Consider the following 11,251-nt stretch of genomic DNA (forward strand, 5'->3'; position numbering starts at 1 on the left):
TTTACCGGCTTTCAGGGGATTTTTTAATTCAGAGATATTTTGCCGTAACACTGGCAGCACAGGCTTTCATGGCCTCCGGCGTTCCCTCAAAAATCACGTATCCGCCCTTTTCCCCGCCTTCCGGCCCAAGGTCGATCACCCAGTCACTGTTTCTGATGAACTGCTGGTTATGCTCCACCACAACGACAGTATTCCCGGCATCTGTCAGCCGGTCTAAAAGTACCAGAAAATGTTCAATATCTCTCGGATGAAGCCCTGTAGTAGGCTCATCCATTAAATACAGACACCGGTTATTCCCACGGTTTTCGATCAGCTCCTTAGCCAGCTTCAGCCGCTGCCCTTCGCCGCCGGACAAGGTGGTCAGCGACTGCCCAAGCTGCAGATAACCAAGCCCCACATCCTGCAGCAGCGCCAATATCCTTAAGATTTTTTTATGGTCTGCAAAGACATGGCGCGCCTCATCTACGGACATATCCAGAATCTCCTTAATGGAGTATCCCCGGTAAGTCACAGCCAGCACACCCTTGTCAAACCGGTTGCCGTTACACACCGGGCAGACCACTTCCGTGTTAGCAAAAAACAGCATGTTATTCTCCACATATCCCATCCCTTCGCAGTTTTCACATCTGCCTCCAGGTGTGTTAAAGGAAAAATGTTTTGCTGAGAAACCGGCCTTTTTTGCACCCTCCGTGCCGGCGAAAACATTCCTGATCTCTGTATAAACCTCTGAAAATGTTGCCACATTGGACCGTTTCATTCTGGCAAGTGCCGACTGGTCCGTCTCCACAATCCTGTCAAACTGCTCAAGCCCTGTGACACGGTTCTGCTGCGCATCGGTTCTCCCCTTTGCAAGCACCTGAAAGATAAGCGTGGATTTTCCCGAACCTGAAGGGCCGGTGACGGAGACCAGGCACCCTGTGGGAATATCCACAGACACATGTTTCAGATTAAAAATATCCGCATTCTCAATCCGGACAGCTCCGTCAGGCGCCCTGAATCTCATCTTCCCGGGCTGGGGGTTCTGCAGATAGGTTCCGGTCACAGAGGCGATCTGCTGCATGATTTCAGCGATAGTACCTGCGGCGATCACCTCCCCGCCGTATTTCCCTGAACCCGGACCCATATCCATCACATAGTCCGCGCCTGCCATAACATCCACATCATGTTCTATGACAAGCACCGTATTTCCCATATCACGGAGCCTTTTCAGGATTGCCAGCAGCCCTTCTGTATCTCTCGGATGCAGTCCTGCAGTGGGTTCATCCAGAATGTATAGAATACCGGACAGCTCCGAATCCAGCGCTGCAGCCAGCCGGAGACGCTGCATCTCCCCTCCGGACAGTGTAAGGATCTGCCTGTCTAAGGACAGGTATCCAAGCCCCACCTTCATAAAACGTCCAAGCTTTGTCTCTATATCGAGCAGATAGGCATCTACGAATTCTTTTTCATGCTCTGTCAGTAAACTCCGCAGCTCCTGCACCCATCCGTATAATTTTTCCAGGGAAAAGAGGGAAAGCTCCGGCAGACGGATGCCCCGCACAGTCACCTTCCGGCTGATCTCTCCAAGCCTTTCTCCTTTACACCGTGGACACTCCACCACGTCAAAATATTCCCCGAGCTGCTTTGTATCCCCGTTTTTTTCTGCCAGACGTCTCCACAAAATAGGGTAAATCCCCTCAAACCTGCCCTGCGTGACACTTTTCGGCGGTTCACGGTCCGGAAAAAGCGCTTTTACCGCGCTGCTGTCAGCTCCCTCGTACAAAACTGCTTTCTGTTCCCGGCTAAACCGCTCTGCAGGTACACTTAAGTCCTGGTCAAGCCCATAGTGGGCAAAGGCCTTTTTCAGTACAGAGCACTGGTATTTTCCATATTGTTTTTCAAAAAAACGTACCGCTCCGTCCTCCAGGGACAGGGACTCGTCTGTCACCCGTTCCTTTTTTATGGAATGTATCTTCCCCAGGCCTTCGCAGGCCGGGCATGCGCCCTCCCTGGTGTTAAAAGAAAAATAAGTGCGTGTGATCTTATCCATCCTTCTGCCGCACGTACTGCAGTACATATAAACATAAAAATCATTTCCTTTTTTCTCAGTCTCCTCCTTACATGAAGAGGAGGAGATCACGCTGCCGCAGTGGGGACAAGTCCTGACCCCCAGCTTCTCATAGATCATCCGCAGGTCAGTATAGACATCTGTCATGGTTCCCACTGTGGAGCGCGGATTGCGGTTTGAGGCTGTCTGCTGTATCACAATGGCGGGGGACGCGCCCTGTATGCGCTCCACTTTCGGTTTGTTTATTCCCTGAAAGGCCATGGCTTCCAGATACTGTCTCTGACATTCATTGTACAGGACATCGATCAGCAGCGTGGATTTTCCGGATCCTGACAATCCGGTGAAAACCACCAGTTTATTCTTCGGTATTTCCAGGGAAATGTTTTTCAGGCAGCCCTCCCAGGCGCCTGTTATCTTAATCGTATTCATGAATACCTCCTTTTTTGCAGATTGGTTGTACAGGCTATAGCTATTTTAAATATTTTTCTGTATACTGATACCATAAAGAAAACGTAACCGGTCTTATACACGGTCAGCGCAGTAAATGCGCAGACCTGGCTGAACAGTTACAAAAAATCCTATTAAGGCGGTGATATGATTGACAGAAAACCGTTTGGGACAGCAGCCGCTGAAAAGCCTGCTGCTCACTATGTGCTCCCAGACCACATTTTCCCTGATCTTATACAGCATGTACGGCCTGACCGATGCCTTCTATGTGTCCCGGGGTGTGGGCGGGTATGCAAGCGCAGCCGTCGGCGTCTTCTCCCCTGTGACCGTCCTGATCGGGGGCATCACCACCACAGTCGGCTCAGGAACCGGCTCTGTGCTGTCCAGAAAGCTTGGTGCAAAGGAAAAGGAGAAGGCTGCCGACGCTGTTGGCTGCATGTTCTTTCTCTGGCTCATCTGCGCCGGGCTGGTCACGCTTGCGGGCCTTGGCCTGTTCGAGCCTCTGGTCAGACTTCTGGGCGCCTCCGGGCAGATTCTGCCCTACATACGTGACTACGGCAGGATTCTGCTGGCAGGAACCATTATAAGCACCGGATTTTCCGGCGTAATGCGGGCCAACGGAGACATCTCCTATTCCACCCTGCAGTGGTCTCTCCCTGTTTTGCTGAATATGGTGCTGGACCCGCTTTTCATCTATGTCTTTCATATGGGAATATCCGGAGCTGCCCTGGCAACTCTGGCCTCCCAGGCTGTTTCCATGCTTACCAGCCTGTATTATTTCTTTATACGGAAGAAGACACCCTGCAGGATTTCCCTGCGCCATATCCGCTTTCACAGAGCTTTGGCAGGGGAAATCGTCTCTGTGGGCCTGCCCTCCTTTCTGAATAACCTGGGCAGCAGCTTTATCATTGCCGTATTCAACCATATGCTGGTTGCAGCAGGCGGTGCCATGGCCCTTGGCGCTTACTCTATCTTAAGCCGCATCACCTCTGTCCTCTTCACACCGTTTACCGGTATCATGCAGGGCATCCAGCCCATTATCGGCTACAATTACGGGGACAGAAACTACAAAAGAATCCGGGATACGGTCCGGTGTGCCCTGAAGGCTGACTTTTTCTATGGCCTTGCCATCACCCTGCTTTCCCTGGCCGGAGCAGGCCTTATCTTCCGCTTCTTCACAGACCAGGAAGAAATCCGCAGGATTGGAATGCAGGCTCTGCGGATCATGAGCCTTTCCTTTTGTGTGAAAGGCTTTGTCCAGACAGCCGCAGCTTATTTCCAGTCAACCGGAAATGCAAGGACGGCCTTCCTTCTTTCCATCGGAAGTATTTGCCTGATCCAGCTTCCCATCCTGCTTGCTGCCGGCTTTTTAGGAAATATAACCGTTCTCTGGGCTGCATGCGCGGCAGGTGATCTTGTGACTGCTGCCTGGGCCGTCCGGATATACCAAAAAAACAAATGTGAGGTATCAATATGAAAAGTATGACAAAAAACACACAGTCCGCTGAAACGCTGAATCAAATGGCACAAAAAGCATTTCCCGGTGAAACCTGTACAGAGATTCTGGAACTTACGGAAGGATATTTTAATGTGGCTTATCTTCTGCGTTTTGACAGCGGACGGGAATCCGTTTTAAAAATAGCGCCTCCAAGGGATGCCTGTATCATGTCCTACGAAAAGAATATCATGTACAGTGAAGTGGCTGCCATGAGACTTGCCGCCGAGAAAACAGATGTGCCTGTGGCAAAAATCTTCTTTTTTGATGACAGTCTCACCCTGTGCAGCTCCCCCTACTTTTTCATGGAAAAACTGGAAGGAAACAGTCTCTTCTCCCTGGCAGATTCCGTACCGGAATCCGTCAAAAAACAGATTCGCAGGGATACCGGAATGCTCAACCGCAAAATAAACAGCATCACCGGGGAGTCCTTCGGCTATATCGGCCAGCCCCAAATGCAGGGCAAAGACTGGTACACGGTCTTCTGCCGCATGATGGACATGGCCTTTTCCGACGCCAAGGCCATGTCTGTGGATCTGAAAATCCCCGTCCCGACCCTCAGAAGCTTTCTTGAAAACAGCAGGTCCCTGTTTGAACAGGTTACGGTGCCCTGCCTGGTTCACTGGGACTTATGGGACGGCAACATCTTCGTGAAAAACGGCAGGATTTCCGGCCTCATTGACTGGGAACGCAGTCTTTGGGCTGACCCGCTTATGGAAGTGGGCTTCCGCACCTACGGACAGGACCCGGATTTTCTTCAGGGGTACGGTAAGGAATGCTTAACACCAGAGGAACAGCTCCGGGCCCTCTGGTATGATATCTATCTGATGGTACTGGTTGCCCAGGAGTACACCTACAGGCAGTATGAAACCACCCAGATGTACGACTGGTCCACAGGAATACTCACAGAAAAGTTTGCCGAGCTGAATCTCAGGCTCTAGATTGTGATCACCTGCGTGGCACAGCGGTTTCCAAAATCCCTGTCATGCTCAACCAACAGCATGGTTGGTTCATACTCCAGGATCAGTTCCTCAATCTGCATTCTGGAAAATATGTCAATGTAGTTCATAGGTTCATCCCAAATATAGAGATGGGCCGGCTTCAGAAGGCTGGAGGCTATGAGGACTTTCTTCTTCTGGCCTTCTGAATACTCTTCCATGGGCTTTTCAAACTGTATCCTTTCAAAATCCAGCTTCCGCAGAATTGCCCTGAAAAGGCTGCCGTCCAGGGATTCCCGCTCTATATACGCATCCAGACTGCCCCTTAAAAAGGAAGTATCCTGGTTGATATAAGAAATTTCCAGCCCCGCTGCCAGCTCATGCTGTCCCTGTACACAGAGATCCTTCTCCCCGGGAAGGCGCATGCCTGCGTCGCGCAGGATCATTTTCAGAATACTGGATTTTCCGCAGCCGTTTTTTCCCTGCAGCAGAATGCGTTCTCCACGTTTCAGCTCCATACTGAAGTTTCGAATCACCTGATGGCTGCCGTAAGAAACAGAAGCATCCTTTATTCTGATATAGGTCTCCTTGTGATGGGTAAGGGGTGTCAGTCTGAGCTGTGCGGGCTGCTCCAGATTTTTCAAAAGCTGTTCCTTTTCTCTGATGGCAGTCTGCTGCCTGCGCTCCAGGTTCTTTCTTCTCTGCTGCATGCGCCTGGCTTTTTCCCCGATGTAAGCTCTTGTGTCCAGGAACCTGTCATGTTCCTTCAAAGGATTAAAACCAATCTTGGTGTTTTCCGCCTTCTCTGCCCAGGCAGAAGCCTTTCTGGCGGATTCCTCCATCTTTTTGATCTCCTGTTTCAGCTTTTCGTTTTCTGATATCTCATATTGGTCTCTTCTCTGCTTATTCTCCCACCAGGAAGTAAAGTTTCCTTTTTCCACCTCGATCTGATTCCGCTCCAGGGCCAGCACGTGGTCAATACAGGAATCCAGCAGCCATCTGTCATGGGATACCAGTATAAATCCCTTCTTCCTGTTCAGGTACGCACACAACAGCTCTCTGGTCTCCATATCCAGGTGATTCGTCGGCTCATCAATGAGCAGAAAATAATTTTCCCTGGAAAAAAGCACTGCCAGCATGACCTTTGTGCGCTCTCCGTGGCTCAGCGTCTGATACGGACGGTAGAGAATATCTGCCTCCACATGCAGAAGTTCCAGTTCCCTGCAGATTCTCCACAGCTCATAGTCAGGCTGTATGCGTTCGATCACTTCTATCGTATCACGCTCCATATCCTCCTTTTGTATTTGAAAAGGAAAATAGTCGAATAAAACCGAACTGCTGATACTTCCCCTGTAGGAATACTGCCCCATCAAAAGCCTGAGCAGTGTGGTCTTACCCTTGCCGTTTCGTCCGATCAGGCCAAGTTTCCAATTGGTATCCATGATAAAGGATGCCTCATAAAATATGTCGTCATAACTTCCGTCGTAACAAAAAGTCAATCCCGATGCGCTTATTTTTGCCATAATAGATCACTCTCCCAGTAGGCGCAGAATGCTGCTCTCTGCCATTCTGCCGCCATAAAAAAATCGCCTGTTACCAGACGATTTTTTATATCCATGCTTTCCATACACGCTCAATCAATTTACGGAATATGACCACATCTTAAAAAGGCGCGCAGCATAACCTTATGCAGACAGTAAGAGTATCGATCTCTCTCCTGCTGTCACTGCAGCTAAGCTTGTATTGGATGAATATAATCTATCTTCTGATAACATGACAAACCTCCGATACCCATGGTATCGTTCTTCCAGTTCCGCATGTTTTTAAAAAATAGATTATTTTCTCATCGTAGCACCTCTCTTTATATACTGGTGACAGCATATCACAGCCGGATATACATTTCAAGCCTTTCTTTACATTTTTCGCTCCAGATAGAAAAAGGCCACACTGGCAATGAGATACTGCAGTACACTGAGCCCTGCCAGCATTGCCGCCACCCACCATTCCACCTTCAACAGAGTGAGTATGAAGGCCAGAAGAAGTAAAATCATCCACATGAACATATACGACACGTGGGCTGCTTTGTCACGAAGAAACTTTTTACGTTCGTCAATGTAGTTAATCTTTCTTTTATGAAGCCGTTCTTCATACTTCTTTCTTCGCTTCGGCGACCGATAATAAAAATATGAAAAAAAAGGAAGTACTCCGTTTGCAAAAAATGTGGCTCCCCCGACACATGCCATTAACGCATAATATTCATCCGATATTCCGGTAATTCCGAGGATAAAAAGAACACATCCGATTGAAATGTTAATAAAATGTCTGTTTCTTTCTTTTTTCGTCATTCTGCATCCTCCTCATATATGAAAATATCTTCAATTGTGACTCCAAAATATCCTGCCAGCTTAAATGCCAGCAGGATAGACGGATTATATCGTCCATTTTCCAGAGAACCTATTGTCTGACGGGATACCTGCACTGCCTCCGCCAGTTCTTCCTGTTTGATTCCCCTTTGTTTTCTCAATTCTTCCAGCCGGTTTTTCATGTTATCACCTCAATATGGAAAGTTTGCTTTCCATGCATTAATTATAGCACTCTTTCCCACAATGTCAAGTTTACTTTCCATATTTATTTAATTATGAAATGCAGAAAAAATCAGAGAATTTACACTCTCTGATTTTTTCTGCACTTTGGGAACCATACTTCATTTCCCTATTTGACTGTATATCTTCACCGCATCTTCCACATGATACTGTTTCGTCTCATGGTCTCCCCTTGCATGAGCCGTCACAAGAATGTACTCTTTTCCGTCTATGACTGCGAGACTGGCAAGGCAGAGTCCCGCGTCTTTGGTGTATCCTGTCTTTCCTCCCAGGATCTCGCCGCCTGACACTGCCGCGCTGTTCATCTCCCGGAACATGGTGCTGACAAAGGTAAATCCATCCGGATGGCATGCCGATGGATTGGTGCTGTGGCTGCTGCTGGTAAATACCCGGCGGAAGGTATCCGATTCCAGAGCGTACCGAAGCAGTACAGAGATGTCCCTCACTGTGGAATAATGGTTCTCATCCTGAAGCCCTGTGGAATTGGTAAAATGCGTATGCTCCATTCCCAGCTCTCCGGCCTTATCATTCATCATTTTCACAAAATCCTCCTCCGAACCGGCGATTCGGTCGGCAAAAGCCAGGCAGCATTCCGCACCTGAGGGAAGCAACACCCCGTAGAGAAGATCTGTCCCCACAGCCTCTTCCCCCGGGCAAAACCCGGCCATGGACGCCCCTTCCGCGTAGAGGCCGGGAAATATGCTCTCCGGGACTGTTATGCTCTCCTTAAGATCCGGAATATTTTCGATTGCCAGAACCGCTGTCATGATCTTGGTCAGGGATGCCGGATAGATTCTGTCATCTGCCCCTTTATCCGCCAATATCTTCCCTGTCTTAAGCTCCTCCAGAATGGCATTTCTGCTGTTGATCCCTTTCAGGCTTTCTGTATCAGTCTGCTCTGTCCATGAAGACATCTCCCCTTTGTCCTGTCCCAAAACAAAATATGCAGAAAAGCCTAACAAAACCACGGACAGCATCACTGCCGCCAGTATCCGCCTCCTTCTCTGCCTTCTCCTCCTCTGTCTTTTTGTCATCCTTTTGGCCGTCTTCTCTCTCTTTTCCATTAGGTCAGCACTTCCTCTCTGCGTATATATAAAGAACTCCCCTGTTCTTAATGACATTATATCTGTCCGGGGAGTTCTTTACTTTAATATTCAGTTGATATTTTCCTAAGAAAATCCTAAGATGCTGCCATTTTTCAGGATTGGCGAAGAGGGAGTGACACATAGAATACCGTCAGTTCATCTTTGCTTTCTGCCCGCAGGGTTCCTCCGTGCTGTTCCACGATCTCCTTTGCGATCGCCAGTCCCAGCCCTGCGCCTCCTGTGTTGCTGCCCCGGGCCTCATCCAGACGGAAGAATTTCTCAAAGATGGATTCCAGCTTCTGCTTTGGTATGGTTTTTCCCCTATTTGCAAAAGAGATTTCCATATTTTCCCCTGCCTCCCGGGCAGTGATCCGGATCACTGTGTCCGGATAGCTGTACGCCACAGCGTTTTTCAGGATATTGTTAAAGACCCTTGCCAGCTTTTCCGAATCTCCGTACAGTTTCAGTTCCTCATCTGCGCGCAGCTCTGCTGTATTTCCGTGGGCAGTGAGAATCGGATAAAATTCATCCATCATCTGCACCAGCATATAATACAGGTCAATGGTCTCTTTTTCCAGGGGTATCTCCTGTAGGTTGTAGCGGGTGATCTCAAAAAACTCATTTAAAAGGCTTTCCAGACGGCAGGCCTTGTCAAAAGCAATCCCCACATACTTTTCCTTCTGTGCCTCCGGCATATCCGGCGCCTCGTTAAGCAGGCTCAGATACCCCATCACAGAGGTAAGCGGAGTCTTCAGGTCATGGGCCAGATATGTCAGCAGATCGCTCTTGCGCCTGTTTTCCTCTTTCAATACCTGTTCGTGATGCCGCATGACCGACTTTACACGCTCCATCTCCGTTCCGATCTCTGCGTACTGCTGTGCAAACACATCTTCCGCCCGGGCATTTTCAGTATCCATATACCTGCGGATCAGCTTTCCCGCTTCTTTTTCTGTGTCTGCCACTTTACGCTTTGTATAGAAATGAATGGTAAAATAGATAACTGCTGAAATAAATAGCGAAACGATACAAAAACACTTCAGCAGAAAATCTTTCACCGCGAACCAGGAAATCTCCTGTTTGTAAAACTCCGCTCCTGTCGTTGTATTGGTCTGCACGGAAGTGGATACAAATTTGTCAGCGATCCAGTCCAGCACCAGGCCGTTCCCGTAAATATCCACAACATAAAAAATACCGAAACATATCATAAATATCACACAGGCGCCAATGATGATTTTTAAAAGAAACAAAATCTTATCCTTCAATTTTATATCCATACCCCCAGACTGTCTTGATATATCTCGGACTCTCAAAAGAGTCATTCATCTTCTCCCTCAGGTGGCGGATATGCACTGTTATGGTATTATTGCTCTTGCTGAAATACTCATCACCCCAGATCTCATGGAACAATTCCTCCGCGCTCACCACTTTTCCCTTCTTCCTGCACAGAATCTGCAGGATCGAAAATTCTGTAGGTGTCAGGGAAAGAGGTTTTTCATCCAGTGTACATTCATGTGTCCTGATATTCAGCACAAGGCCGGAATGCTCCAGAATATCTGCATCCGCTTCATAACCGGAGTTGTACCTCTTATACCTGCGGAGCTGGGCCTTCACTCTTGCCACCAGCTCCAGAGGCCGGAATGGCTTTGTGATATAATCGTCAGCTCCGAGGCTCAGGCCGGTGATCTTATCCAGTTCCTCCCCCTTTGCGGTCAGCATGATCACAGGAAATGTGTATGTTTCCCTGATCTTTCTGCATATTTCCAGACCGCTCATACCGGGAAGCATAATATCCAGCAGGGCCAGGTCTATCTTTTCCCTTTCAATACAGGCCACTGCCTCCTCTGCTGTATAATATTTATAGACCTGATAATTCTCATTTTCCAGATAAAGCGCTACCAGATCAGCAATCTCTTTCTCGTCATCCACTACCAGTATCTTTTCTGCCATTTCTAATCCTCCTCCTTTCGCTATCATACCAGGAAATCGTTGAGAATTTATTAAGTTTATCCTAAGAATTTTACCTTATATACGCCAATTTATGACATATTTGTGACTAACTTGTGACTAACCCAATAATACCTAATACATTTATATTTAACTAAATGAGAGAGATGATACAATATAGTTTGAGAAGCTGGCAGCCAAAAACTGCCAGCTTTTTATTATTGACAAATCGAACGTATATTCGTATAATTAAAGCACAAAAAAGAACATCTGTTCGTTATTTTAAAAAGAAGGTGGCACGCACGAAAAACAATCTTGTATTTGAAAATCACGATGCCTACTTATTATATAGTGCGGCATTGAAGAAGAACCCTGAGTTACCCGCACACGGCAGCGTATCCGTACAGTATGCCCTGTACCTATATTACAAGGCATATCCAGAGGAACGTCCCATAGGATATAGATACAAACGACATATGTTGGCGTAATGTCGAAAACTGTCCACAATTATCTATTGCTCTAATCCCAATTATGTTGTATCATTTATTTGCAACCAAAAGTATGAATATTCTTTTTCGTCGCAGGCGGTCGGCACTGTAATGGTGTCGGTCGTTTTGCGTATAAGTATATGTCATGCTCCAGTAATATTTTCTTGATATTGGTTCCCAATCGTATTATAATGTATATATCAA

The 11,251-nt window shown here is 47.7% G+C and carries 9 protein-coding genes; 2 read left to right on the plus strand and 7 right to left on the minus strand.

Annotation, left to right across the window (positions count from 1 at the left end; all coding sequences use genetic code 11):
- Nucleotides 1-28: 28 nt before the first annotated feature.
- On the minus strand, nucleotides 29-2,476 hold the full coding sequence (locus WMO65_RS24865) for an ATP-binding cassette domain-containing protein (protein WP_148393886.1): 2,448 nt from the start codon (nucleotides 2,474-2,476) through the stop codon (nucleotides 29-31).
- Between the two features lie 169 nt (nucleotides 2,477-2,645).
- On the opposite strand from WMO65_RS24865, the gene WMO65_RS24870 reads away from it, so the two are divergent.
- Complete coding sequence (locus tag WMO65_RS24870) at nucleotides 2,646-3,971, plus strand: MATE family efflux transporter (RefSeq protein WP_148393863.1); 1,326 nt, start codon at nucleotides 2,646-2,648, stop codon at nucleotides 3,969-3,971.
- Nucleotides 3,968-4,930, plus strand: coding sequence for a phosphotransferase family protein (locus tag WMO65_RS24875; protein ID WP_148393861.1), 963 nt, complete (start codon nucleotides 3,968-3,970; stop codon nucleotides 4,928-4,930). Before WMO65_RS24870 ends, WMO65_RS24875 begins: the two co-directional genes overlap by 4 nt.
- Here the strand turns inward: WMO65_RS24875 and abc-f are convergent.
- From abc-f to vanR, 6 genes are all read right to left on the minus strand, one after another.
- On the minus strand, nucleotides 4,927-6,450 hold the full coding sequence (gene abc-f / locus WMO65_RS24880; RefSeq protein WP_148393859.1) for a ribosomal protection-like ABC-F family protein: 1,524 nt from the start codon (nucleotides 6,448-6,450) through the stop codon (nucleotides 4,927-4,929). The two genes, WMO65_RS24875 and abc-f, sit on opposite strands and share 4 nt — an antisense overlap.
- A 390-nt stretch (nucleotides 6,451-6,840) precedes the next feature.
- Entirely contained in the window at nucleotides 6,841-7,272 is a 432-nt protein-coding gene (locus tag WMO65_RS24885; protein ID WP_148393857.1) for a hypothetical protein, read from the minus strand.
- Nucleotides 7,269-7,472: a helix-turn-helix transcriptional regulator gene (locus WMO65_RS24890; RefSeq protein WP_033139591.1), complete on the minus strand. Its 204-nt coding sequence runs from the start codon at nucleotides 7,470-7,472 to the stop codon at nucleotides 7,269-7,271. Before WMO65_RS24890 ends, WMO65_RS24885 begins: the two co-directional genes overlap by 4 nt.
- Nucleotides 7,473-7,631: 159 nt before the next feature.
- Nucleotides 7,632-8,594 (minus strand): D-alanyl-D-alanine carboxypeptidase family protein, encoded by a 963-nt coding sequence (locus WMO65_RS24895; protein WP_225305316.1) that lies wholly within the window; start codon nucleotides 8,592-8,594, stop codon nucleotides 7,632-7,634.
- Between the two features lie 134 nt (nucleotides 8,595-8,728).
- The gene (locus tag WMO65_RS24900) at nucleotides 8,729-9,889 is read right to left on the minus strand and encodes a sensor histidine kinase (protein ID WP_103732029.1); all 1,161 of its coding nucleotides are present in this window, start codon (nucleotides 9,887-9,889) and stop codon (nucleotides 8,729-8,731) included.
- Complete coding sequence (gene vanR / locus WMO65_RS24905) at nucleotides 9,867-10,562, minus strand: VanR-ABDEGLN family response regulator transcription factor (protein ID WP_033139589.1); 696 nt, start codon at nucleotides 10,560-10,562, stop codon at nucleotides 9,867-9,869. Before vanR ends, WMO65_RS24900 begins: the two co-directional genes overlap by 23 nt.
- Between the last annotated feature and the right edge of the window lie 689 nt (nucleotides 10,563-11,251).

It is taken from the genome of Blautia caccae (genome assembly GCF_040095955.1).
GTDB classification, from domain to species: domain Bacteria; phylum Bacillota; class Clostridia; order Lachnospirales; family Lachnospiraceae; genus Blautia; species Blautia celeris.

Excerpts from the sequence above, each read along its gene's own strand:
- WMO65_RS24865 (WP_148393886.1), bottom strand. The coding sequence starts at position 2,476 with ATGAATACGATTAAGATAACAGGCGCCTGGGAGGGCTGCCTGAAAAAC.
- WMO65_RS24890 (WP_033139591.1), bottom strand. The coding sequence starts at position 7,472 with ATGAAAAACCGGCTGGAAGAATTGAGAAAACAAAGGGGAATCAAACAG.
- vanR (WP_033139589.1), bottom strand. The coding sequence starts at position 10,562 with ATGGCAGAAAAGATACTGGTAGTGGATGACGAGAAAGAGATTGCTGAT.
- WMO65_RS24895 (WP_225305316.1), bottom strand. The coding sequence starts at position 8,594 with ATGGAAAAGAGAGAGAAGACGGCCAAAAGGATGACAAAAAGACAGAGG.
- WMO65_RS24875 (WP_148393861.1), top strand. The coding sequence starts at position 3,968 with ATGAAAAGTATGACAAAAAACACACAGTCCGCTGAAACGCTGAATCAA.
- WMO65_RS24900 (WP_103732029.1), bottom strand. The coding sequence starts at position 9,889 with ATGGATATAAAATTGAAGGATAAGATTTTGTTTCTTTTAAAAATCATC.
- abc-f (WP_148393859.1), bottom strand. The coding sequence starts at position 6,450 with ATGGCAAAAATAAGCGCATCGGGATTGACTTTTTGTTACGACGGAAGT.
- WMO65_RS24885 (WP_148393857.1), bottom strand. The coding sequence starts at position 7,272 with ATGACGAAAAAAGAAAGAAACAGACATTTTATTAACATTTCAATCGGA.